Annotated in this window: 20 protein-coding genes; 6 read left to right on the forward strand and 14 right to left on the reverse strand. The window is 64.0% G+C overall.

Translation table 11 applies throughout. The features are described 5' to 3' along the window. Positions 1–64: 64 nt before the first annotated feature. From ACZ1A1_RS15455 to htpX, 3 genes are all read right to left on the reverse strand, one after another. The gene (locus tag ACZ1A1_RS15455; RefSeq protein ID WP_463620584.1) at positions 65–1,738 is read right to left on the reverse strand and encodes a heparinase II/III family protein; all 1,674 of its coding nucleotides are present in this window, start codon (positions 1,736–1,738) and stop codon (positions 65–67) included. 95 nt (positions 1,739–1,833) lie between these two features. Beyond that, a complete protein-coding gene (locus ACZ1A1_RS15460; RefSeq protein WP_463620642.1) occupies positions 1,834–3,246 on the reverse strand; it encodes an RsmB/NOP family class I SAM-dependent RNA methyltransferase in 1,413 nt (470 codons plus the stop codon). Further along, positions 3,237–4,202, reverse strand: a complete 966-nt coding sequence (htpX, locus tag ACZ1A1_RS15465) for a zinc metalloprotease HtpX (RefSeq protein WP_463620585.1) — start codon at positions 4,200–4,202, stop codon at positions 3,237–3,239. The genes ACZ1A1_RS15460 and htpX overlap by 10 nt, the downstream gene beginning before the upstream one ends. 157 nt (positions 4,203–4,359) lie before the next feature. On the opposite strand from htpX, the gene ACZ1A1_RS15470 reads away from it, so the two are divergent. Next, positions 4,360–4,557, forward strand: a complete 198-nt coding sequence (locus ACZ1A1_RS15470; RefSeq protein ID WP_313195331.1) for a DUF1674 domain-containing protein — start codon at positions 4,360–4,362, stop codon at positions 4,555–4,557. A 222-nt stretch (positions 4,558–4,779) separates the two neighbouring features. On the opposite strand, the gene acs is transcribed toward ACZ1A1_RS15470, so the two are convergent. Then, complete coding sequence (acs, locus tag ACZ1A1_RS15475) at positions 4,780–6,735, reverse strand: acetate--CoA ligase (protein ID WP_313195330.1); 1,956 nt, start codon at positions 6,733–6,735, stop codon at positions 4,780–4,782. Positions 6,736–6,965: 230 nt separating this feature from the next. Between acs and ACZ1A1_RS15480 the strand changes: the two genes are divergently transcribed. Then, positions 6,966–7,667 (forward strand): DUF1013 domain-containing protein, encoded by a 702-nt coding sequence (locus ACZ1A1_RS15480; protein WP_415214511.1) that lies wholly within the window; start codon positions 6,966–6,968, stop codon positions 7,665–7,667. A 73-nt stretch (positions 7,668–7,740) separates the two neighbouring features. Here ACZ1A1_RS15480 and ACZ1A1_RS15485 read toward each other — a convergent pair whose 3' ends face one another. Then, entirely contained in the window at positions 7,741–9,645 is a 1,905-nt protein-coding gene (locus ACZ1A1_RS15485; protein WP_463620586.1) for a propionyl-CoA synthetase, read from the reverse strand. Between the two features lie 132 nt (positions 9,646–9,777). Continuing rightward, positions 9,778–10,437 (reverse strand): YggS family pyridoxal phosphate-dependent enzyme, encoded by a 660-nt coding sequence (locus ACZ1A1_RS15490; RefSeq protein ID WP_463620587.1) that lies wholly within the window; start codon positions 10,435–10,437, stop codon positions 9,778–9,780. A gap of 175 nt (positions 10,438–10,612) precedes the next feature. On the opposite strand from ACZ1A1_RS15490, the gene leuS reads away from it, so the two are divergent. From leuS to holA, 3 genes are read left to right on the forward strand one after another with little or no spacing between them, the layout of a single operon-like run. Continuing rightward, entirely contained in the window at positions 10,613–13,243 is a 2,631-nt protein-coding gene (gene leuS / locus ACZ1A1_RS15495; RefSeq protein ID WP_463620588.1) for a leucine--tRNA ligase, read from the forward strand. Continuing rightward, entirely contained in the window at positions 13,230–13,754 is a 525-nt protein-coding gene (gene lptE / locus ACZ1A1_RS15500) for an LPS assembly lipoprotein LptE (RefSeq protein WP_318910351.1), read from the forward strand. Before leuS ends, lptE begins: the two co-directional genes overlap by 14 nt. Before the next feature lie 7 nt (positions 13,755–13,761). Then, positions 13,762–14,796 carry a DNA polymerase III subunit delta gene (gene holA, locus ACZ1A1_RS15505; RefSeq protein WP_463620589.1) on the forward strand — a complete coding sequence of 345 codons (1,035 nt, stop codon included), beginning with the start codon at positions 13,762–13,764 and terminating at the stop codon, positions 14,794–14,796. A 15-nt stretch (positions 14,797–14,811) separates the two neighbouring features. On the opposite strand, the gene ACZ1A1_RS15510 is transcribed toward holA, so the two are convergent. The 8 genes from ACZ1A1_RS15510 to hemE all read right to left on the reverse strand — a co-directional run bounded on the left by ACZ1A1_RS15510 (position 14,812) and on the right by hemE (position 23,597). Then, positions 14,812–15,702 carry a ParB/RepB/Spo0J family partition protein gene (locus ACZ1A1_RS15510; RefSeq protein ID WP_463620591.1) on the reverse strand — a complete coding sequence of 297 codons (891 nt, stop codon included), beginning with the start codon at positions 15,700–15,702 and terminating at the stop codon, positions 14,812–14,814. A 24-nt stretch (positions 15,703–15,726) separates the two neighbouring features. Further along, the gene (locus ACZ1A1_RS15515; RefSeq protein ID WP_415214505.1) at positions 15,727–16,521 is read right to left on the reverse strand and encodes a ParA family protein; all 795 of its coding nucleotides are present in this window, start codon (positions 16,519–16,521) and stop codon (positions 15,727–15,729) included. Positions 16,522–16,533: 12 nt separating this feature from the next. Next, positions 16,534–17,169, reverse strand: a complete 636-nt coding sequence (gene rsmG, locus ACZ1A1_RS15520) for a 16S rRNA (guanine(527)-N(7))-methyltransferase RsmG (protein ID WP_463620592.1) — start codon at positions 17,167–17,169, stop codon at positions 16,534–16,536. Continuing rightward, positions 17,166–19,055: a tRNA uridine-5-carboxymethylaminomethyl(34) synthesis enzyme MnmG gene (mnmG, locus tag ACZ1A1_RS15525; RefSeq protein ID WP_463620593.1), complete on the reverse strand. Its 1,890-nt coding sequence runs from the start codon at positions 19,053–19,055 to the stop codon at positions 17,166–17,168. Before mnmG ends, rsmG begins: the two co-directional genes overlap by 4 nt. Before the next feature lie 67 nt (positions 19,056–19,122). Next, positions 19,123–20,448, reverse strand: a complete 1,326-nt coding sequence (gene mnmE / locus ACZ1A1_RS15530; RefSeq protein ID WP_463620594.1) for a tRNA uridine-5-carboxymethylaminomethyl(34) synthesis GTPase MnmE — start codon at positions 20,446–20,448, stop codon at positions 19,123–19,125. 126 nt (positions 20,449–20,574) lie between these two features. Next, positions 20,575–21,840: a transcription termination factor Rho gene (gene rho / locus ACZ1A1_RS15535; protein WP_119257944.1), complete on the reverse strand. Its 1,266-nt coding sequence runs from the start codon at positions 21,838–21,840 to the stop codon at positions 20,575–20,577. Positions 21,841–22,026: 186 nt separating this feature from the next. After that, a complete protein-coding gene (gene hemJ / locus ACZ1A1_RS15540) occupies positions 22,027–22,566 on the reverse strand; it encodes a protoporphyrinogen oxidase HemJ (RefSeq protein WP_463620595.1) in 540 nt (179 codons plus the stop codon). Next, positions 22,563–23,597 (reverse strand): uroporphyrinogen decarboxylase, encoded by a 1,035-nt coding sequence (gene hemE / locus ACZ1A1_RS15545; protein WP_463620596.1) that lies wholly within the window; start codon positions 23,595–23,597, stop codon positions 22,563–22,565. The genes hemJ and hemE overlap by 4 nt, the downstream gene beginning before the upstream one ends. 407 nt (positions 23,598–24,004) lie before the next feature. Between hemE and ACZ1A1_RS15550 the strand changes: the two genes are divergently transcribed. Then, a complete protein-coding gene (locus ACZ1A1_RS15550; protein ID WP_313195316.1) occupies positions 24,005–24,826 on the forward strand; it encodes a pyruvate, water dikinase regulatory protein in 822 nt (273 codons plus the stop codon). The last annotated feature ends 10 nt before the right edge of the window (positions 24,827–24,836 follow it).

Raw genomic sequence — 24,836 nt, forward strand, 5'->3', positions numbered from 1 at the left:
CGCCGTCCCGAGAAAACCGCGAAAGGGCGGAAAACCGCCGACGCCGCAGCTTTCGAGGCCGGCGCTACCGCCGACGGACGAGCGACCACTGAACCTCTGGCACCTCGGCAAGCGGCATGGTGAGGGTGAGCTGGCGGGATGCGCGCACGCCGGAAGGATCGGCGAAGAAGACGTCGTCCTCTTCCTCCACCGCGACGTCGAGGCAGGTCAGCGCCCAGGCCTCGCCATCCGGCGCCACGAGCCGCGTCTCGTTTTCCGAGGCATTGTAGAGCTGGATGGACGGATGGATATGGAAACGCACGACCGCCACGCCCCGCTCGACCGGATGGCCTGCCTTGAAGAAGCGCTCGCGCCCGCGGATCTCGTTGCCGGAGGCGGCGACGAAGATGTCGCGCTCGTAGAGAAGGCCGAAGCGCTTGAGATAGCCGTCATGGCTCGCCGTGATGCCGTCGGCGCCCGACTCCCGCTCGCTGCGCGACACCTCCACCTTGCCGACGCCGCCGATAATGATCGGCCCGAGGAAACGGGAGGAGGAGATGCGCGAGGAGGACGTGTCGTTCAGCGTCGCCACGGAATGGGCGGCCGTCATCCGCGCCATCTGGCGCATGGCATCACCGGCAAAGCGCGGCCGCCCGGAATTGACGATGAAGCGGTTCCTGCCGGACGACATCTCGATGGAAAGCGTGCCGGCCGCCGCCGTCGCGGAAAGATCGACGGATTTCGGAACGCCGGTGTCCATCAGCACCACCGTCTCCTTCACCGCCAGCCGATCGTAGTTGATCGAGGGGAGGGCCTTGAAGGGCGCGCCGCCGGTCTCGTCATAGCGCAGCACCGACATCAGCTCGTTCGCCAGCGTATAGGTCGCCCCGTTGAAGAGCGCAAGCTCGCCGCCCTGGTGGCGGAAGAAGCGCAGGGCCGGAAAGATACGGTCGATGCAGGGAATGAGCTGCGAGGGCATGTCGTGGCCGAGATTGACATAGGTCTGGCGCAGCGGCAGCAGGTCGAGCAGCAGGTCGAGCGCCGCCCGCGGACTGCGCGAGCAATGCCCGCCGTCCGGCAATATCTGCCGGTCCAGTTCCTCATCAAGGTTGCGGGCGGCCTTGCGCATCTTGGAAACGGAGGTCGGCATGGCGATGGAGGCCATGGCGAGCGCGATCCGCACGCGCAGCCGCGGCTCGCCGTCCCGCGTCGTATCGGCGACGTGGCGCAGGTAGCGCACCTGGAAGGCGAGGCTTTTCAGGAAACGGCGATAGAAGGGATAATCGGCATCCTTCAGCACCACCGGGGAGTGGGAAAGCCAGGCGATGATGCGCTGCGCCGTCACATCGGGCCGCCAGGCGAGCCCGCCGATGACCCGCCCATGGCTCTGCAGCCAGTCGCCGACGATGAAGCGCGTCGTCAGCGCCGCCTTTTCGGGATCGACCAGCCGCATGTGCCGGAGCCAGCCGAAGGAATGCAGCCGGTTGGCGAATTCCTCGGAGGGAAGCTCCAGCGCGAAGGGCGATTCGCCGTCGCATTCGAGAACGCGGCCCGCAAGCGGGAAGCGCCCGGCGGTAATTTCTTCGCCGGCAAAGGAATCGGCCGGATGAAGATCCGTCGGCGCGACGATCAGCCGGTCCGGCGTGCTGCCGGAAAACCGCATGGCGCTGATCCGGCCAAGCGCGAGCCTCCGCGAGAAGCGGCGCCAACCCTCACGCATATACAGATAGGAAAGCCGCTGCCGGTCGGAAAGCTGCATGGTTAACGAATGCCTCCTCACCTATTGGTAGGCCGAGGAGGAGAGCGGCGTCAATTCATCGACCGCTGATGGACTGTTGATGACGATGACGGGCCTCAATTGTTCCTGCGCAGGAGAACGGCGTAAAAGCCGTCCACCCCGCCGGCATGGCTATCGGTTGCCGGCAGCATGGCCGGCGTGGTGCGGAACTCGCCGCGCGGCGAAACCGCGGATTCGAGGCCCGGCCAGTCGGCGGGCTCGACGGGTTGGATCCGCCAGTCGGGATTGTCGGCCAGCACGCGCGCCACCATGTCCTCGCCCTCGCCCGGATCGAGCGAGCAATTGGAAAAGACCAGTTCGCCGCCGGGCTTGACCAGGGTCAGCGCGTGGCGCAGCAGGCGTTCCTGCAGGCGGGCGAGCTTGTCGATATCCTCCGGCCCCTTGGTCCAGAGCACATCCGGATGGCGGCGGATCGTGCCGGTGGAGGAGCAGGGCGCATCGAGCAGGACGGCATCGAAAAGCTCTTCGGGCCGGTAGTCCGCCATGTTGGCCTCGACGGCCTCGACCGATAGGTCGAGCCGTTCGAGATTGCCGATGAGCCGCTTCAGGCGGTTGCCCGACTGGTCGAGCGCCGTCACCTTGGCCCCGGCAAGCGCAAGCTGCGCCGTCTTGCCGCCCGGGGCGGCGCAAAGGTCGGCGACGCGCTTTCCGGCAAGATCGTGGAAGAGCTTTGCCGGCAGGCTCGCCGCCGCATCCTGCACCCACCATTGCCCCGCCTCGAAGCCCTCAAGCGCCGGGATCGCGCCGGACGCGGCAGGAAGGCGCACGGAGCCGGACGGCAGCACGCGGCCGCCGAGCTTCGCCGCCCAGCCTTCCGGATCGGATTTCACCGTCAGGTCTATGGCGGAAGGCTCCAGCAGCGCTTCGCCGATGCGCGCCGCGTGCTCCTTGCCGTAGACGGCGACAAGCCGCTCGTGGAACCAGGCGGGAATGACGGAAACCGCGCGGGTGGCCGTCAGATGCGAGGCCTTTTCGCGGGAAAGCCGGCGCAGCACCGCGTTGGTGAGGCTGGCGAAGCGGCGATTGCGTGGATCGAGCTGCGCCTGCTCGACGGCAAGATCGACCGCGGAATGGTCCGGCACGTCGAGATAGAGGATCTGCGCGGCGGCGACCGTCAGGACATGGTGCAGCGCCCGCGCGCCTTCCGGCAGGGGCGTGCCGACCAGCGTGTCGAGGATCGCCTCGATGCGGGGAAGGTGGCGCAGCGCCGTGTTGAGGATGGCACGCACCAGCGCCCGGTCGGCATCGCCGAGCTGGCGGTAGGCGACATTGCCATTCTCCAGATCGAGCATGCCGTCGAGCGGCGTGCGGCGATCGATGACGGCGGCAAGGATCTTGGCCGCGGCCTGCCGGGCGCGCAGGCCCGGCTTTTCCGGGGCAATCGCGGCAGGATCGGCGGGCGTTCGCCCCTTGCCGCCATGTCGTTTCGGATAGGCTTTGTTTTTTCTTTTTTCGTCGTTCAAGACCAGGGACCCTTGGGTGGTTCGGAACCACCGCGTCCCCAGCCGGTCGTCGGTACGGAGCGCGATTTGCCTGACCGATTATCAGCCCGGACCGGTTCCGTCGAGCGTGCCTGCATGCCGCGGGCCATTTCCTGAAGCGCCGCGATGCGGTTCTCGGTGTTGGGGTGGGTCGAAAACAGGCTGTCCATGCGCTCGCCCGAGAGCGGATTGATGATGAACATATGCGCGGTCGCCGGATTGTGCTCGGCCGCCTCATTGGGAATGCGGCCGGCGGCAATCGCGATCTTCTTCAGCGCCGAGGCCAGCCAGAGCGGGTTGCCGCAGATCTCCGCGCCGCGCCTGTCGGCGGAATATTCGCGCGTGCGGCTGATCGCCATCTGCACCAGCATGGCGGCGAAGGGGGCGACGATCATGGCGATCAGCACGCCGATGAAGCCGAGCGGATTGTTGTTCTCGCGATTGTGCCCGCCGCCGAAGAACATGGCGAAGTTGGCGAGCATGGAGATGGCGCCGGCGATCGTCGCCGTCAGCGTCATGGTCAGCGTGTCGCGGTTCTGCACATGGGCGAGCTCATGCGCCATCACGCCCGCCACCTCCTCGTAGCTCAGTGCATGGAGAAGGCCGGTCGAGGCGGCAACGGCGGCGTTCTGCGGGTTGCGCCCGGTGGCAAAGGCATTCGGCTGGTCGCTGTTGATGACGAAAACGCGCGGCATGGGAAGGCCGGCGCGTTTGGCGAGATCCCGCACGATGCCGTAATATTCCGGCGCCGAGCGCTCGTCGACCTCCTTGGCGCCATACATGGACAGCACCATCCGGTCGGAATTCCAGTAGGAGAAGAAGTTCATGGCGATCGCGACGACGAGCGCGATCGCCATGCCGCTCTTGCCGCCGATCAGCAGGCCCACGCCCATGAAAAGCGCCGTCATCACGGCGAGCAGCATGGCTGTGCGAACGAGGTTCATGCGTTTCCGGCTCCTTCGGGCCTGGCGCCTATGTTCGAGGCCCTTCCTGTCAAGGGCATGTTTCACGTGAATCAGCGCTTTCCACAGCGCAGGCACGCTCCTATATGATGGTAAGCCGAAGGGAATTCTTCAATATCCGGGAAGGATGCCGCGTTTCATGCAGAACGACAACGACAATCACGCCGACGGCCGGAAGGTGCTTCCTCCGGCGGCCCTCCGCGCCCTCCAGGAAGCCGAGGAACGGCGCAAGGCCGCCCCGCCCGTCGAGCGCGCGCCGGAGATCGGCGGACGCGGCGGCGAGGACCCCGCGCGCTTCGGCGACTGGGAGATCAAGGGCCGGGCGATCGATTTCTGAGGGCGGGAATCCGGCTCAGGAACGAACAGGGTCTTTCCCAGCCGACGTCCTCTTCTCCGTCATGCTCGGGCTTGTCCCGAGCATCTGCAACGTCTCGATTTTTCAATGTGCTAGCAGATCCTCGGCATAAGGCCGAGGATGACGACGGTGGGGCGAGGCTAGGTTGGGCAACAAGCTGACGGCGGCCATCGGCCGCCGTTTCGCTTTTTTCCATAAGACCCGTCAGCCAGCGGCCTTGTTCTGCCGGTTGGCGATCAGGTCGTCCACGACCGCCGGATCGGCCAGCGTCGACGTATCCCCAAGCGCGCCAAAATCGTCCTCGGCGATCTTGCGCAGGATGCGGCGCATGATCTTGCCGGAGCGGGTCTTCGGCAGGCCGGGCGCGAACTGGATCTTGTCCGGCGTCGCGATGGGGCCGATCTCCTTGCGCACGTGCTTGACGAGGTCCTGCCGCAACGCGTCGGTGCCTTCCTCGCCGGCCATCAGCGAGACGTAGCAATAGATACCCTGGCCCTTGAGGCCGTGCGGATAGCCGACGACCGCCGCTTCCGAGACCAGATGGTGCGAGACGAGCGCCGATTCGATCTCGGCCGTGCCGAGGCGGTGGCCGGAAATGTTGAGCACGTCGTCGACGCGGCCGGTGATCCAGTAATAGCCGTCCTCGTCGCGCCGGCAGCCGTCGCCGGTGAAATACTTGCCCTTGTAGGTGGAGAAGTAGGTCTCGATGAAGCGCTTGTGGTCGCCGTAGACCGTGCGCATCTGGCCCGGCCAGCTGTCGACGATGCACAGGTTACCGTCGGCCGCGCCCTCCAGCACATTGCCCTCGTTATCGACGAGCTGCGGCTTGATGCCGAAGAAGGGCCGCGTCGCCGAGCCCGGCTTGAGGTCCGTCGCGCCCGGCAGCGGGGTGATCAGGATGCCGCCGGTCTCCGTCTGCCACCAGGTGTCGACGATCGGGCAACGGTCCTCGCCGACCACGTGGTAGTACCATTCCCAGGCTTCCGGATTGATCGGCTCGCCGACCGAGCCGAGCAGGCGGAGCGACGAGCGCTCCGAGCGCTTCACGAAGTCGTCGCCGGCGCCCATCAGCGCGCGGATCGCCGTCGGGGCGGTATAGAAGATATTGACCTTGTGCTTGTCGATCACTTCCCAGAAGCGGCCGGCATCGGGGAAATTCGGCACGCCTTCGAACATCAGCGTGGTGGCGCGGTTGGCGAGCGGCCCGTAGACGATGTAGGAATGGCCCGTCACCCAGCCGACATCCGCCGTGCACCAGTAGACGTCGCCATCCTGGTAGTCGAAGACGTATTTGTGCGTCATCGAGGCATAGACGAGGTAGCCGGCAGTCGTGTGCAGGACGCCCTTCGGCTTGCCGGTCGAGCCGGACGTATAGAGGATGAAGAGCGGGTCTTCAGCCTTCATCTTCGCCGGCGGACAATCGCGCGGCACCGTCAGCACTTCCTGATGATACCAGAGGTCACGGCCCGGCGCCCAGCCCGTCTTGCCGCCGGTGCGGCGCACGACGAGCACCTTGTTGACGATGACGAACTGCTTGGCCGCGATGTCGATCGCGATGTCGGTGTTTTCCTTGAGCGGGATCGGCTTGCCGCCGCGCACGCCCTCGTCGCAGGTGATGACGAAGGTCGATTCGCAGTCGACGATACGGCCGGCCAGCGCATCCGGCGAGAAGCCGCCGAAGACGACGGAATGGACGGCACCGATGCGCGCGCAGGCGAGCATGGCATAGGCCGCTTCCGGGATCATCGGCATGTAGATGGTGACGCGATCGCCCTTCTTCACGCCGTGCTTCTTCATCACGTTCGCCATGCGGCAGACGTGCTCGTAGAGCTCGTTATAGGTGATCTTCTTGTCGATATAGGGATTGTCGCCTTCCCAGATGATGGCGACGTCGTCGCCATGCGCCTTGAGATGGCGGTCGATGCAGTTGTAGGAGACGTTGGTGATACCGTCCTCGAACCACTTGATCGGCACCTTGCCGGTAAACGAGGTGTTCTTCACCTTGGTATAGGGCTTGAACCAGTCGATGCGCATGCCGTGCTTGTCCCAGAAGCGCTCCGGGTTATCGACGCTCTCGCGATACCATTTCTGATAGGTCTCGTTGTCGATCAGCGCGCGGCTTTTTGCGGATTTCAGGACCGGGTAGGTCTTTTCGGACATGGATTCCTCCCTAGACTGCGATGCGCGGGAAACCAGTCTCCTCCGGCCCCCGCCACTCCTTGAGCATACATAACAGGTCAACGCCTTCCGGCAATTAGACAAAAGGTCATTTGCGCTTGAAGAATTGCATTTCTGCGACAGTGGCGTTATAGAGGGCCGAATTCCCGGAAAATAGTGGTTACACCCCACGGCCCGCGACACCGGCGCGGACGGACAGAAGGACTATATCCATGGCTCAACAGCTGCTCATGCCAAAGGCGACCGCGGTCTGGCTGGTCGACAACACGGCGCTGTCGTTCGACCAGATCGCCACATTCTGCAAACTGCATCCGCTCGAAGTGAAGGCCATCGCCGACGGCGAATCGGCCCAGGGCATCAAGGGCCTCGACCCGATCTCGACCGGCCAGCTCTCCCGCGAGGAGATCGCCCGCGCCGAGGCGAACCCAAATCACAAGCTGAAGCTTTCCGAACCGAAGGTCCGCGTGCCGGAATCCAAGCGCAAGGGCCCGCGCTACACGCCGGTCTCCAAGCGCCAGGACCGCCCGAACGCCATTCTCTGGCTCGTGCGCAACCATCCCGAACTGAAGGATGCGCAGATCTCGCGCCTCGTCGGCACCACCAAGTCGACGATCGAGCAGATCCGCGAACGCACCCACTGGAACTCCGCGAACCTTGCGCCGATGGACCCGGTCACGCTGGGCCTCTGCTCGCAGATCGACCTCGACCTCGAAGTCGAGCGCGCCTCCAAGGGCCGCCCGCTGCCGACCGCCGCCGAACTCGGCGCGACGCTGGAATCGGCGCAGGAAACCGAAAAGCTGCCCTACAGCACGGACCGCGAAGAGGAGAAGGAAATCGACGCCGATGCCGTCTTCGCCAAGCTCAAGTCGCTGAAGTCGGCGACGCCGGACGAAGACGAAGACGACAACTTCTAAGCAAGGGCTGTCTTGGGATATCGAAACCCGGCTGCCGAGCAGCCGGGTTTTTTATTGCCTCGATTAGGGGCGATCAGGCCTGGTTCGCCCTTCGGCCCGTCAGCGCCGCCGCGATCTCGTCGAGGATGGCGGGATCGTCGATCGTCGCCGGCATCTTCCATTCCTCGCCGTCGGCGATCTTCTGCATGGTGCCGCGCAGAATCTTGCCCGAGCGCGTCTTCGGCAGGCGTTTCACGCAGATCGCCGTCTTGAAGGCCGCGACCGGCCCGATGCGTTCCCGCACGAGGCGCATGACCTCCGCCTCGACCAGCGATGATTCACGTGAAACACCGCTCTTCAGGACGAGGAAGCCCGCCGGCACCTGGCCCTTCACCGCATCCGCGACGCCGATGACGGCGCATTCGGCGACGTCCGGATGGCTGGCGCAGACCTCCTCCATCGCCCCCGTCGACAGGCGATGGCCGGCGACATTGATGATGTCGTCCGTGCGCGCCATCACGAAGACATAGCCTTCGTCGTCGACATAGCCGGCATCCGCCGTCTTGTAGTAGCCCGGAAATTCCGAAAGGCACGCCGCGCGAAAACGCTCGTCGGCCTTCCAGAAGGTCGGCAGGCAACCCGGGGGGAGGGGAAGCCTGATGGCGATATTGCCGAGCGTACCGGGCGGCACAGGATGGCCGGCATCGTCCAGCACATGCAGCTCGTAGCCCGGCATGGGCACGGTGGGCGAGCCGTGCTTCACGGGCAGCCGGCCGAGGCCGAGCGGATTGCCGACGATGGCCCAGCCCGTTTCCGTCTGCCACCAGTGATCGATGACGGGAACGCCCAGTACCTTTTCGGCCCATTGCACCGTATCCGGATCGGCCCGCTCGCCGGCAAGGAACAGTGCCCGCAGGCTGGAGAGATCGTAGCGTTTCACGAGGGCGCCGTCAGGGTCCTCCTTGCGGATCGCCCGGAAGGCGGTCGGTGCGGTGAAAAGCACCGATACCCGATAGTCCTCGACGACACGCCAGAAGGCGCCGGCATCCGGCGTGCCGACCGGCTTGCCCTCGTAGAGCACCGTCGTGCTGCCGTTCAGAAGCGGCGCATAGACGATGTAGGAATGCCCGACGACCCAGCCGATATCGGAAGCCGCCCAGTAGACCTCGCCGGGCTCGATCCCGTAGAGCGCGCGCATCGACCAGGCGAGGGCGACCATGTGGCCGCCATTGTCGCGGATGACGCCCTTCGGCTGGCCGGTCGTGCCGGACGTATAGAGGATATAGAGCGGATCGGTCGCCTTGAGCGGCGCTGAGGGCACCGTTCGCCCCTTGGCCGCCGCCAGCGCCGGGCCGAGGTCCACATCCCAGCCGTCCCTCAGCTCGGCCGCCAGTTCCGGCCGCTGCAGCACGAGGCAGCGCTCCGGCTTGTGGCGGGCAAGGTCGATGGCCGTGTCGAGCAGCGGCTTGTAGGCGACCACCCGGTTCGGCTCGATGCCGCAGCTTGCCGAAACGATGAGCTTCGCCGCGCAATCGTCGATGCGCGCGGCAAGCTCGCTCGCCGCGAAGCCGCCGAAGACCACCGAATGGATCGCCCCGATGCGCGCGCAGGCGAGCATGGCGAAAATCGCCTCGGGGATCATCGGCATATAGAGAATGACGCGGTCGCCCTTGACGACGCCCTGATCGGCGAGCACCGCCGCCATGGCATTCACATGGGTGAGCAGCTCGCCATAGCTGTAGCGCGCCTTCCGGCCGGTGACGGGGCTGTCATAGATCAGCGCCGGCTGGTCGCCGCGCCCGGCGGCCACATGCCGGTCCACGCAATTGTGACAGGTATTGCCCACCGCATCGGGAAACCAGTGGCCATAGACGCCCTGCGCGGCATCGAAGATTTCCGTCGGCTCGGTGAACCAGTCGATGGCCCGGGCGAGCGCGGCCCAGTGGGCCTCGGGATCGTCCTGCCAGGCACGATAGATCTCGGCATAGGTCTTCTGCATCGCATCCTCCTTGCCGGCCGCCGGGCGGCCGGTTCCTCCGAAGGGAAGAATAGGAGAGGGCGGCCTTTCCGCAAAGCCAGACGAAAGCCTGATGCGGCAAGCCTCGGCCTTGCCCTTCGTCAAAAGGAAGGATCAGCGCGTGCCAAAAATCGCCGAGCCGACACGCACGCTGGTCGCGCCGAATCCGATGGCGACCTCGTAGTCGCCGGACATGCCTATGGAAAGCTTGTCGAGATTGCACCGGCCGGCCAGCTTGGCGAGGAGGGCGAAATGCGGGCCCGGATTCTCGTCGGCCGGCGGAATGCACATCAGGCCCTCGACGGTGAGGCCGAGTTCCTCGCGGCAGAGGGCGACGAAGGCGACCGTATCGTCCGGCGCGATGCCGGCCTTCTGCGGTTCGAGCCCCGTATTGACCTGGACATAGAGCCGCAGCGCCCGGCCCTGCCGCTTCATCTCCCCGGCGATCGCGCGGGCGATCTTCTCCCGGTCGACCGTCTCGATGACGTCGAAAAGCGCCACCGCCTCCGCCGTCTTGTTGGATTGCAGCGGGCCGATCAGGTGCAGCTCGATGCCGGCGGTCTCGGCGCGCAGCTCCGGCCACTTGCCCTGCGCTTCCTGCACGCGGTTCTCGCCGAAGACGCGCTGGCCCGCCGCGATGGCCGGGCGGATGGCCTCGGCGTCGAAGGTCTTCGACACGGCCACCAGCGTCACCGCTTCCGGCTTGCGGCCCGCTTCGCTCGCGGCCTTGCGCACCCGGTTGCGAACGTCTTCGAGGCGATCCTGAAGGTCCATGGTCACTCTCCATCGGCTATGACGCACCGGACCTAGCGAAATCGGCGCCGCTTGCCAAGCGCGGCCCGGAAAACTTGACGCTCCGGCGGTTTCATGATGAAGGTCTCGGCACCATATTCGCATGGGCGGACCGCCCGCCAAGACCTCCAAAAGACTTTCCGGAAACATCAAAGACATGGCCACAGAACGCTACAATCCGCGCGATGCCGAGCCCCGCTGGCAGGCAAGATGGAACGACGAGAACGTCTTCCTGACGAAGAACGACGACCCGCGCGAGAAGTACTACGTCCTCGAGATGTTCCCCTATCCCTCGGGCCGCATCCATATGGGCCATGTGCGCAACTACGCCATGGGCGACGTGGTCGCCCGCTACAAGCGCGCCCGCGGCTACAACGTGCTGCACCCGATGGGCTGGGACGCCTTCGGCATGCCCGCCGAGAACGCTGCCATGCAGAACAAGGTGCATCCGAAGGGCTGGACCTATGACAATATCGCGACGATGCGCAAGCAGCTCAAGTCCATGGGCCTGTCGCTCGACTGGTCGCGCGAATTCGCCACCTGCGACGTCGAATACTATCACCGCCAGCAGCACCTCTTCCTCGATTTCCTGGAAAAGGGCCTCGTCTACCGCAAGCAGTCCAAGGTGAACTGGGACCCGGTCGACCATACGGTCCTCGCCAATGAGCAGGTCATCGACGGCCGCGGCTGGCGCTCGGGCGCGCTCGTCGAGCAGCGCGAGCTGACGCAGTGGTTCTTCCGCATCACCGATTTCAGCCAGGACCTGCTCGATTCGCTGGAAACGCTCGACCAGTGGCCGGAAAAGGTCCGGCTGATGCAGAAGAACTGGATCGGCCGCTCGGAAGGCATGCTGGTGCGCTGGGAAGTCGCTGACGCCGCCGGCCTGACGAGCGAAAAGGACGTCACCGTCTATACGACCCGCCCCGACACGCTGTTCGGCGCCTCCTTCCTGGCGATCTCCGCCGATCATCCGCTGGCGAAGGAAGTCTCGGCGAAGAACCCCGAGATCATGGCCTTCTGCGAGGAATGCCGCCGCGCCGGCACCTCGCTTGCCGCACTGGAAACCGCCGAGAAGAAGGGCATGGACACGGGCATCCGCGTCCGCCATCCCCTCGATCCCGCCTGGGAGCTGCCGGTCTATGTCGCGAACTTCGTGCTGATGGACTACGGCACGGGCGCCGTCTTCGGCTGCCCCTCCGGCGACCAGCGCGACCTCGACTTCGCCCGCAAATACGACCTGCCGGTCGTGCCCGTCGTCATGCCGAAGGACGGAGACGCCGCCGCCTTCGCCATTGCCGACGAGGCCTATGTCGGCGACGGCGTGATGATCAATTCGCGCTTCCTCGACGGCCTTAGCACCGAGGAAGCCTTCGAGGAGGTCGCACGGCGCCTCACCGCCGCCACGCTCGGCAATGCGCCGGTCGGCGAGCGCAAGGTGAACTTCCGCCTGCGCGACTGGGGCATTTCGCGCCAGCGCTACTGGGGCTGCCCGATTCCGGTCATCCATTGCGACCACTGCGGCGTGGTTCCGGTTCCCAAGGCCGACCTGCCGGTGAAGCTGCCCGACGACGTCACTTTCGACAAGCCGGGCAACCCGCTCGACCGTCATCCGACCTGGCGCCACGTCGCCTGCCCGCATTGCGGCAAGGACGCCCGCCGCGAGACGGACACGATGGACACCTTCGTCGATTCCTCGTGGTACTTCGCCCGCTTCACCGCGCCATGGGAAGACAAACCGACGGACCCCGCCGCCGCCGATGCCTGGCTGCCGGTCGACCAGTATATCGGCGGCATCGAGCATGCGATCCTGCACCTGCTCTATTCGCGCTTCTTCACCCGCGCCATGCAGGTCGCCGGCCATCTCGACCTGAAGGAGCCCTTCAAGGGCCTCTTCACGCAGGGCATGGTGGTGCACGAGACCTATAGCCGCGCCATCGACGGCAAGCGCGAATGGGTGATGCCAGCGGAAATCCGCATCGAAGAAGTCGACGGCAAGCGCCGCGCGACCCATCTCGAATCCGGCGAAGAAATCGCCATCGGCTCCATCGAGAAGATGTCGAAATCGAAGAAGAACGTCGTCGACCCGGACGATATCATCGCCTCCTACGGCGCCGATACCGCCCGCTTCTTCGTCCTCTCCGACTCCCCGCCGGACCGTGACGTCATCTGGTCGGAAGCCGGCGTCGAGGGCGCCCACCGCTTCGTCCAGCGCGTCTGGCGCCTCATCGCCGAAGCCGCTCCCGCCCTCAAGGCAGCCGAAGCCCGTCCGGGCACGGAAGGCGAAGCGCTCGCCGTCTCGCAGGCCGCGCACAGGACGCTGAAGGCCGTGCAGGGCGACTATGACAAGCTCGCCTTCAACAAGGCCGTGGCGCGCATCTACGAGTTCGTCAATGCGCTCGCCGCGCCGCTGACGACGGCCGCCGCCGGCAAGGCGTCGCCCGACCTTGCCGCCGCGCTGCGCGAGGCCGTCGGCATCCTGATCCGCATCGTCGCCCCGATGACGCCCCACCTTTCGGAAGAATGCTGGCGCGAGATCGGCGGCGAGGGCCTCGTCGCAGACACCGCCTGGCCGGCCTATGACGACCGGCTGGTGGCGGAAAACGAGGTCACGCTGCCGGTGCAGATCAACGGCAAGAAGCGCGCGGATTTGACAATCGCCCGCGACGCAGACCAGAGTGCGGTCGAAGAGGCCGTGCTCGCGCTCGAGGCGGTCCAGGCCGCGCTCGGCGGCCAGCGCCCCAAGAAGATCATCGTCGTACCGCAGAGGATCGTGAATGTTGTTGTCTGACGGAACCGGCCTCTCGCGGCTCGCCAGGGTGCTGGCCGGCGTCGCCCTTGCCGGCGTGCTTGCCGGCTGCCAGGTGCGGCCGCTCTATTCCACCGCGGCGGGAACGGAAGGCAAGCTCGCCTCCGTCTCGATTTCCGAGGCGACCTCCCGCGTCGAGCAGCAGGTCCGCAACGACCTGATCTTCTTCTTCGGCGGTGGCGCGGGCGAAGCCCAGAACCCGGTCTATCATCTCGAGATGGACGTCAGCATCCGCACCGTCGGCGTTCTGAACGATGCCACCCGCGACACGGCCCGCGCCGGGCGCGTGACCGTCTCGGCGGACTACAACCTCACCAAGGCCGACACCGGGGAAACGCTCGCTTCCGGCAAGCGCTCCGCCGTCGCCATGGTCGATTTCCCGACCCAGGAATTCGCCAAGCTCCGTGCCATCCGCGATGCGGAAAATCGTGGTGCCCGGGAACTCGCCGAACTGATCCGCGCGGACGTCGCCTCGGCGCTCGCCCGCCGCTGAAACGCCGATGGCTGAGGTCAAGTCGCACGAGTTCGACGCTTTCGTGAAACGCAAGCCTCTGCCCGTGCGGCTCTTTCTGGTTTACGGACCGGATCGCGGCCTCGTTTCGGAACGGGCCGCGGCGCTCGCCGCCGCAAGCGGCGTCGATCTCGACGATGCCTTCTCCGTCGTGAAGCTGGATGCCGGCGAAGTCGGCAACCAACCGGGCCGTCTCGTCGACGAGATGAATGCCATCGGCCTTTTCGGCGGCGACCGGCTCGTCTGTATCCGCAATGCCGGCAGCGAGAAGGGCATTTCCGACGGGCTCGATATCCTCGCCCGCATGCCCCCCGGCCCCTCCACCCTCATCATCGAGGCCGGCGACCTGAAGAAGGGCGCCGCGCTCCGCAAGGCCGCCGAATCCTCGTCACAAGCCGTCGCCATCGCCTGCTATGCCGATGACGGACGCGCCCTTCAGGCCCTGATCGATCAGGAGCTCGCCGCCGAAGGGCTGCGAATCTCGCCCGCGGCACGTGAGCGCCTCGTCGAGACCATCGGCGGCGACCGGCTGGCTTCCCGCAACGAACTGCGCAAGCTCGCCCTCTATTGCCGCGGCAAGGCGCTGGTGGAGGAACAGGATGTGGAGGAAATCGTCGGCGATGCCAGCGCGATCTCCACGGACGATGCGGTCGACGCGATCCTCAAGGGCGACCGCGAGGGCTTCATGCATGCGATCCAGAAGATCGTCTCGTCGAAGACGCCGGTCTTCCTCGTCCTGCAGGGATGCCTTCGCCAGTTCCAGCTTCTGGAACTGATGCGCGCCGAAATGGATGAAAAGCGCACGCCCGCCGCCCAGGCCATGGCGACGCTCGGCCGCCACCTGCATTTCCGTCGCAAGCCGATCGTGGAAAATGCCCTGAAAAGCTGGACGGGGCCGGCCATTCGCCGTGAAACCCAGCGCCTCCAGGCCGCCATCCTGCAAAGCCGCCAGCGCCCCGCGCTGGAAGATACGATCGCCATGCAGACCATGCTGGCAACCGTGCTGCAATCGGCGCGCCGATGAATCCGGCTAAATAAATCAGCGCCGTTCGAGAAGCCGGCAGATTTCCTCAAGCTGCTCCAGCGTCTTGTAGGCGATGCGCAGATGCCCGCCGTTGCCCTTGTGGTTGACCGTCACCTCAAGGCCGAGGACATCCGTCAGCGTGCGCTCCAGCGCGAGCGTATCGGCGTCCTTCTCTTCCTTCCGCGGCGTCTGCCCGTGGCTTGGATCGCCTTGCGTCTTGATATCGTTCTGGGCCAGCCGCTCCGCATCGCGAACGGACATGCCCTTGGCAACGACCGCCTTGGCAAGCGCAACCGGATCGGAAGTCGGAATCAACGCGCGCGCATGGCCGGCCGACAACGTGCCCGATGCCAGCATCTCACGCACCGGCTCCGGCAGCTTCAGCAGGCGCAGGCTGTTTGCCACATGGCTGCGGCTCTTGCCGATGATCTCGCCAAGATCGTTCTGCGTATAGCCATGATCGGCGATCAGCAGCTCGTAACCCATTGCTTCTTCAAGCGGATTGAGGTCCGAACGCTGCACGTTCTCCACGATAGCAATTTCCAGCGCCGTGCGGTCGTCGACGTCACGAATGATCACCGGGATTTCGATCAGCCCGGCGAGCTGTGCCGCGCGCCAGCGGCGCTCGCCGGCAATGATCTCATAGCGGCTGTCCGCCGTAGTGCGCACCACGACCGGCTGGACGATGCCGTGCTGGCGGATCGACGAAGCGAGGTCCTGCAGCTCCGATTCGTCGAAGTAACGACGCGGGTTGCGCGGGTTGCGGCCGACGAACTCGATGGGAACCAGCCGATCGGGATTGACCGACGGCCCCGCGCCGATATCGGCGGCGGGAAGCTGGTCCATTTCACCGATCAGGGCTGCAAGGCCGCGGCCAAGGCGCCGCTTCGAGTTGTCTTCGTTCATCGATTTCACTCACAGATACTGGTTTCAGGCAGCCTTGCGCTGCCTTTCCCGCTGGATCACCTCGGAGGCGAGCTGAAGATAGGCCTGGCTTCCAGCGCATTTGAGATCGTAGAGGATCGCCGGCTTGCCGTAGGAGGGCGCCTCGGAAACGCGGACATTGCGCGGAATGAGCGTGTGATAGACCTTCTCGCCGAGATGAGTGCGGACGTCATTGACCACCTGCTGCGCCAGGTTGTTGCGCGAATCGAACATGGTCAGGACGATGCCCTGGATATCGAGGCGCGGATTGACCGTCCGGCGGACCTGGTCGACGGTCTCCAGCAACTGGCTGAGACCTTCCAGCGCGAAGAACTCGCATTGCAGCGGCACGAGCACCGAATGGGCGGCCGCCAGGGCATTCATCGTCAGGAGATTGAAGGAAGGCGGGCAATCGACGAGCACGTAAGAGTAAGACAGCGCATCGGCCGCCGCCAGCGCCCGCTTGAGGCGGAAGACACGGTCATTATGCTGGGCGATCTCCATTTCGATGCCGAGCAGGTCCATGGTCGAGGGAATGATCGAAAGGTTTGGCACCGCCGTTTCGAGAACGGTGTCGGCCACGCTGTGGCTGCCGATCAGAAGATCGTAGGAAGACAATTCGCGGCTGCGACGGTCGATTCCAAGCCCCGTGCTGGCATTTCCCTGCGGATCGAGATCGACGATGAGCACCCGCTCGCCGATTGCGGCAAGGGCGGTCGCCAGATTGATGGCAGTCGTCGTCTTGCCGACGCCCCCCTTCTGGTTCGCGATGGTGATGATCCGGTTCTTCTCGCCTATCATGGACGCCGCCAATCACTGAGGTTTGCGCGAAAGCTTCGAAAGTTCGAGCACGACCGAATCCGGCTCGACGATACTGGCATGTTTTACCAGATCGAATCTCCACCGACCAAGCGCTTTATCGATCTCCCGCTGGTAATCCCGCCCTTTGTGCAGGAAGAACCGCAGATCCGCATTGCGTTCAGCCCAGGGGAAGCCGAATTCCATCAGCAGATCAAGATCCGCCAGGGCGCGGGCAGAGATGGCATCGCAGCGTTCGATCGCCGCCGGCGCTTCCTCGATTCGAATCGCGTGGACGGACGCGCGCGCGCCGGTTTCCAGAATGGCGGTCCTCAGAAAAGCAGCCTTCTTGTTGTTGCTTTCGACGAGATGAACCCATCCATCACCTTCACCAGCAAGCAGAATGCCCGTGACGATACCCGGAAAGCCGCCGCCACTGCCGAGATCGACCCACTGGTGCGGCCCGGGAGAGAGGGCGTAGATTTGTACACTGTCGATGATGTGCCGGTTCCAGACCTCGGACAGGGTCGACGGTGCCACCAGATTGATGGCCTTTGCCCATTTCTTGAAAAGCGCGACGAAGCTATGCAGCCTGTCCACAGTTTCACGTGAAACATTCAGGCCGCTCAATTCGCGAGGCAGGGTATTCATGCGTTTGCGGTCCGGTTCATTGCTTCGGCAGGTAGGCGTTTGAGATAGGCAAGCAAAAGCGTCAAGGCCGCTGGTGTCATGCCATCGACCCGCGCCGCCTGCGCCAGATTTGCCGGACGTGCCGCGGAAAGCTTCTGCCGCAGCTCCATGGAAAGTCCGGGCAGGGCGCTGAAATCGAAGTGATCGGGAATCCGCCGCTCTTCCTCGCGCCGCGCTTCCGTAATGTCCGTCTCCTGCCGGTTCATATAAACCGCATAGCCGGCCTCGATCTCGATCGCGTCACGGGCACGCGCGGAAAAAGCTTTCAGCTCCTCGGGCCAAACAGCCGCGAGGCGCGCATAGTCGATATCGGGATAGGCCAGCAGATCATAGGCGCTGCGGCGCACGCCGTCCTGATTGATGCGGATGCCGTGAGAAGCAGCCTCGTTGGGCGAAAGCCGGAGGTTCCGGAGATGATCGCGCGCCGCATCCATCTCGGTCGACCAGGCAGCGAACCTTTCCTCACGTGCGGCCCGTACAAGCCCGAGATCGATGCCAAGGGGTGTAAGACGAGCATCCGCATTGTCCGCCCTGAGGGAAAGACGATATTCCGCGCGCGATGTGAACATCCGGTAAGGCTCGGTCACGCCACGTGACGTGAGGTCATCGATCATCACGCCGATATAGCTGTCGGTCCGGCTGAAGATATGACCTTCCGTGCCCGCGGCGCGGCGCGCCGCATTGAGACCAGCGACGAGACCTTGCGCCGCAGCCTCCTCATAGCCCGTCGTGCCGTTGATCTGGCCCGCCAGGAAAAGGCCCGGCTGCCGCTTCACTTCCAGGGTCGCCGACAATTCGCGAGGATCGACATGGTCGTATTCGATCGCATATCCCGGCTGAAGAATGGTCACGCGCTCGAGACCGGGAATGGTCCGGATGAAGGCATCCTGCACATCCGCGGGGAGCGAAGTCGAAATGCCATTGGGATAGACCGTGTCGTCATCCAGCCCTTCCGGCTCCAGAAAGATCTGGTGCCCGTCACGCTCGCCGAACTTGACGATCTTGTCCTCGATCGACGGGCAGTAGCGGGGACCGACACCTTCGATCTGCCCAGAATACATGGCGGATTTGCCGATATTCTCTTCGATGATCCGGTGCGTTGCCGGCGTGGTCCGCGTTACCCCGCAGTCGATCTGCGGGGTCGTGATACGATCCGTCATGAAGGAAAAGGGAACGGGATCCTCATCCGCTGCCTGGCGCCCGATGGAATTCCAATCAATCGTGCGGCCGTCCAGACGGGCTGGCGTGCCGGTCTTCAGACGCCCGAGGGCGAGGCCCAGCCGTTCGAAGGTAGCCGAAAGACCCAGGGAGGGATCTTCGCCAACACGACCCGCCGGAATCTTTTCGTTTCCGATATGAATGAGACCCCTGAGAAACGTACCGGTCGTAATAACGACCGAACGGCACGTCAGGCGGCGCCCATCCTTCATGATCACAGCCGACACCTGGCCATTCACCAGATCGATATCGAAGGCATCGCCCTCGATGACATCGAGATTGGAGATAGCTGCGGTCTCGGCCTGCATTGCCTCGCGATAGATCTTTCGGTCTGCCTGCGTTCGTGGTCCGCGCACAGCCGGACCCTTTCGCCGGTTCAAGAGGCGAAACTGGATACCGGCGCGGTCGGCAACGCGTCCCATGAGCCCGTCCAGCGCATCGACTTCGCGAACCAGATGACCTTTACCCAAGCCACCGATTGCGGGATTACAGGACATGACCCCAATGGTCGACGCCTTGTGCGTCACCAAGGCGGTTCTTGCTCCCAGACGAGCCGAGGCGGAAGCAGCCTCGACGCCGGCATGACCGCCACCGACAACAACGACGTCGTAATTGCTGGTCTCTTTCATATAAAACCTACCTGTTTCACGTGAAACAAACGATGCGACTCGCACACGTTGCATTGTTTCACGTGAATCATTTGCCTATGCAGAATTCCGAGAAGATCACGTCGAGCAAATCCTCGACATCAACCCGGCCTGTCACCCTTCCCAGCGCCTGGCCCGCCAATCGCAAGTGCTCGGCTTGAATATCCAGACCTATATCCGTCATCGAAAGCGCCAATGCAATCTCGGCGCAAGCCGCCTGCAAATTCTCCAGATGTCGCCGGCGGGTCGGAAGCGCCAATGAGGACCCTGCTTCGAGATCGGGGAGATATCGGCTGATCGCATCCAGCAATTCTGACATGCCGGCACCGGTCTGAACAGAGATCGTAGCATCCACCGCGCCATCGGGCCAAGTCGCTGTTGTCTTGTCCGCCTTCGTGCGAACGCGAATGACCGGGCCGCGATAGGTACCAAGCCAGCTCGCCCAATCGTTCGTCGGCATATCCGAAAGCAGGAGGACGAGATGCGCCTCTTCCATGGAAAGACGTGTCCGCCGGATTCCCTCCCGCTCGACGATATCCTCGGTCTCGCGCAGGCCGGCCGTATCATAAAGCCGAACGGCAAAGCCGGAAAGATCGAGATCGACATGCAGAATGTCACGGGTCGTGCCGGGAATGTCCGTAACGATAGCGACGTCGCGCTTGGCCAGATGGTTCAGCAGGCTCGATTTGCCGGCATTCGGCGGACCGGCAATGACCACCTTGAGGCCGTCGCGCACGATTTCGCCGGCGCGAGCAGAGCCAAGATGGTTAATAATCTCTTTCTCCAAAGCCCGTATATCCGCCCAGATCGACGATGCGACGGAGCCCGGTATATCGTCCTCATCGGCAAAATCGAGCTCCGCTTCGATCATCGCCCGCGCGTGCGTCAACCGTTTCGCCCACGAATCATAAAGTCGGGAGAGACCGCCGGATGCGTGTTCGGCGGCCAAGCGGCGTTGCATCTCGGTCTCGGCGGCGATCAGGTCAGCCAATCCCTCCACCTCGACCAGATCCATTCTTCCATTCTCGAAGGCTCGCCTGGAAAACTCGCCCGCCTCCGCGCCGCGTAGTCCCTGAAGTTCGCCCAGAGCGGTCAGCACGGCTTGTACGGTGGCGCGGCCGCCATGAATCTGCAACTCTGCGCAGTCTTCACCGGTGAAAGAATTCGGACCGGGAAAAAAGAGAATGATACCGTCATCCAGTTTTTCACCGTTGCGATTCCGAATCGAAAGCAGGGAGGCGCGGCGAGGGGATGGAACGAGGCCGCATAGGTTCGTGACCGCGTCGCGGGTTTTCGGGCCGCTTATACGGATGATCGCGACGCCGGAGGGCAATCCGCCGCTGGAAAGCGCAAAGATCGTATCTGCAACGCGCATGGCATGAACATTCCGGATGCGAATCGAAGAGGTTTGTTACGGATAAGAATCGATTCTGGGTCTTCAAACGAAAATGGCCCCGTCTTGCGACGGGACCATGGCTGTCTTCGCGAAGGCGGGCCTCGATCAGGTATTCATCGAGTCGAAGAAATCGCCGTTGTTCTTAGTCTGCTTCAGCTTGTCGATCAGGAACTCGATCGCATCGGTCGTTCCCATCGGGGCAAGGATACGGCGCAGGACGAAGATCTTCTGCAGGTCCTGGCGCGGCACGAGGAGGTCCTCCTTGCGCGTACCGGACTTGAGGATGTCCATCGCCGGGAAGATGCGCTTGTCGGCGACCTTGCGGTCGAGCACGATTTCCGAATTGCCGGTGCCCTTGAACTCTTCGAAGATGACTTCGTCCATGCGGCTGCCGGTATCGATGAGCGCGGTCGCGATGATCGTCAGCGAGCCGCCTTCCTCGATGTTGCGGGCGGCGCCGAAGAAGCGCTTCGGGCGCTGCAGCGCGTTGGCGTCGACACCGCCGGTCAGGACCTTGCCAGAAGACGGAACGACCGTGTTGTAGGCGCGGCCAAGGCGGGTGATGGAATCGAGCAGGATGACCACGTCGCGGCCATGCTCGACGAGGCGCTTGGCCTTCTCGATGACCATTTCGGCGACCTGGACGTGACGCGTCGCCGGCTCGTCGAAGGTCGAGGAAACCACTTCGCCCTTCACCGAGCGCTGCATGTCCGTCACTTCTTCCGGACGCTCGTCGATCAGCAGGACGATGAGATAACATTCCGGATGGTTCGCCGTGATCGAATGGGCGATGTTCTGCAGGAGAACCGTCTTACCCGTGCGCGGCGGCGCGACGATCAGGGCACGCTGGCCCTTGCCGAGCGGCGCCACCAGGTCGATGACGCGAGGCGAAAGGTCCTTCGAGGTCGGGATTTCGAGTTCCATCTTGAAGCGCTCGTTGGGATAGAGCGGCGTCAGGTTGTCGAAATGGACCTTGTGGCGGATCTTTTCCGGATCGTCGAAATTGATCGTGTTGACCTTGAGGAGAGCGAAGTAGCGCTCGCCTTCCTTGGGGCCGCGGATCGGGCCTTCGACGGTATCGCCGGTCTTCAGCGAGAAGCGGCGGATCTGCGAGGGCGAGATGTAGATATCATCCGGGCCGGGCAGGTAGTTTGCGTTCGCCGAGCGCAGGAAGCCGAAGCCGTCCTGCAGCACTTCCACGACGCCTTCGCCGATGATCTCGACGTCCTGAGAGGCCAGCATCTTGAGGATGGCAAACATGAGCTCCTGCTTGCGCATCGTGCTCGCGTTCTCGACCTCGAGTGATTCGGCAAAGGCGAGGAGGTCGGTCGGAGTCTTGTTCTTGAGGTCTTGTAGCTTCATTTCGGCCATGAATGGTCCATGCTGCAGGTCATCGGGATGGGAAAAGGCGTGCGGGTCAGGGACGAACTGCGCGGGGTCTGGTGCAGCTCACTGAACGAATACACATGCCACGAAAGATGAGATGCGCGGAAAATAGCGGTTCCGGTGCCGGCCCGCAAGGGGGCGATTCAATTTCGTCCGATTTGTCGCGGCCGATCAGAACGGCTTGACCACGACCATGATGACGATGAGGACCATCAGGAGGGCCGGCGCCTCGTTCCAGACGCGCCATTGCCGCCCGGTTTTCACGTTGCGATCTTCCGCGAAAGCCTTCACCGCGCGGCCGTAATACTCGTGCACGCCGGTGAGAAGGACGACGAAGGCGAGCTTGGCATGCAGCCAGCCGCCCTGGAAACCATAGACCGACCAGGCGAGATAGAGGCCGAGCAGCCAGGAAAGGCCCATGGCCGGCTGCATGATCGTCCGGTAGAGCCGCCCTTCCATCACCTTGAAGGTCTCCGACTGGGCAGAACCCACGGGCGCATCCGTGTGATAGACGAAGAGCCGTGGCAGATAGAGCAGCCCCGCCATCCAGGACATCACGGCGACGATGTGCAGCGCCTTGATCCAGAGATAGAAATCCTCCGGCGGATGGAGGACGAGGAGGAGCGCCACCAGTGCGAAGACGGCGAGCGCCACCGCCGCCCGCAAACGGGCTCGGCGTCCGGCGCTCTCGCTGGTCTGCCGCTCGCTCATCGCGCTTGCCCGCGCACGCGCGCCACGAGCCGCGTGACGTTTTCGGGATCGGCCTGAGGCGTGATGCCGTGGCCGAGATTGAAGATCAGCGGGCCGTTGCCGAGCGCCTGCAGGATGGCATCGACCCCTTCATCGAGCGCGGCGGCGCCGGCGACCACGCGCATCGGATCGAGATTGCCCTGCACCGGGCCGTCCTTCTGCAGCTCGGCCGCGAAGGACAGCGGCACCGACCAGTCGAGGCCGATCGCATCCGCCCGCGTCTCCTGCCGGTAGGTCTTGAGCTGGAGGCCGGCCCCCTTGGCGAAGGCGATGATCTTCGCCTGAGGCCGGCGCGACCGCACCGCATCGACGATGCGCCGCATCGGGCGGACGGCGTAATCGGTAAATTCCTTCTCGCCGAGCACGCCCGCCCAGGAATCGAAGATCTGCACCGCATCGGCGCCCGCATCGATCTGCGCCACGAGATAATCGGCCGAAAGATCGGCCAGGAGATCGAGGAGACGGGCGAAGGCCTCCGGCTCCCGGTAGGCGAAAAGCCGGGCCGGCGCCTGATCCGGCGTGCCATGGCCGGCGATCATGTAGGTCGCAACCGTCCAGGGCGCGCCACAGAAGCCGAGCAGGGCCGTTTCCTCGGGAAGAGCCTGCCGGATGCGGTGAACCGCTTCCAGGACGGGCTTGAGGTGATCCTGAACGCCATCCTCCTTCAGCGCGAAGATGCCGTCGACGTCGATCGGGTCCATGCGCGGCCCATGGCCTTCCTCGAAGCGGACATTGCGCTTCAGGGCATCGGGGATGACGAGGATGTCGGAAAACAGGATCGCCGCGTCGAAGGCATAGCGGCGGATCGGCTGGAGCGTGACTTCCGTCGCCAGCTCCGGCGAATAACAGAGATCGAGGAAACTTCCCGCCTCCGCGCGGGTTGCCCGGTATTCCGGCAGGTAACGGCCTGCCTGACGCATCAGCCAGAGGGGAGGGGGGGAAACCGTCTTCCCCTTCAGGACTTCGACGATCTTCCGGCTTTTCGCAGACACCGCTGGGGTTCTCCCAATCATGAAATAATCTCTTTTAAAGAGGTTTCTATTTCTTAGAGTCGGTGACTATCAAGGATTAAATCCTGTCCACAAAATCCCCCTCCCGGCGCGAACCCGCGGGAAAAGACAAAGTCCGCGAAGGCTTTTGCGGCGCAAATCCGGCAAATCCGGATTCGCCCTTTGGAATCAACGGGATTCGAAAGACGTCGGAAAGCACCTTCCTGTGGGCGGCCTGTGGACAAGCGCGACACTTTGCCGTGGCCATGAGTCTTGTCCACAGCGGCGCGGAATCCGTCTCCCGCTGTTTGCCGATTGTGGAAAAACCGGCACTTATCCTCTTGCCTCCGTGCCCCTCCCGTTTTTAGCTCGGGTTTGTCCCGGGTCATCAACAGGGGCCGGAGGATATTGTGGAAAGCACCAAAAACTACTTTCATCTGCACCTCATTTCGGACTCGACGGGCGAGACCCTCATCGCCGCCGGGCGGGCCGCCGCGGCGCAGTTCCAGTCCTCCCAGGCGCTGGAGCATGTCTATCCGCTCGTGCGCAATCGCAAGCAGCTCATGCCCGTGCTCGATGCCATCGACGGCGCGCCGGGTATCGTGCTCTATACGGTCGTCGACCGGGAATTGTCGGAGATCATCGACCAGCGCTGCCGGGAGATGGGGGTGCCCTGCGTTTCCGTGCTGGAGCCGGTGATCGAGATCTTCCAGTCCTATCTCGGCGCCCCCTCGCGCCGGCGGGTCGGGGCGCAGCATGTGATGAACGCGGAATATTTCGCGCGCATCGAGGCGCTGAATTTCACCATGGACCATGACGACGGCCAGTTGCCGGCCGATCTCGACGAGGCGGATGTCATCCTTATCGGCATCAGCCGCACCTCGAAGACGCCGACCAGCATCTATCTCGCCAATCGCGGCATCAAGACCGCCAATGTGCCAATCGTGCTCGGCGTGCCGCTGCCGGAACGGCTGTCGGCGGCGACGAAGCCGCTGATCGTCGGCCTCATTGCCACGACCGACCGCATCGCCCAGGTCCGGCAGAACCGGATATTGGGCCAGACGCAGGATTTCCGCGGTGATGACTATATCGACAGGGCGCAGATCTCCGAGGAGCTGAAATATGCCCGCGCCATCTGCGCGCGCAACAACTGGCCGGTCATCGATGTCACTCGCCGCTCGATCGAGGAAACGGCCGCCGCCATCGTTGCTCTTCGCCCCAAGCTCCGTTAACCGGAAGGCA

Source organism: Shinella sp. R2-11 (assembly GCF_055330205.1).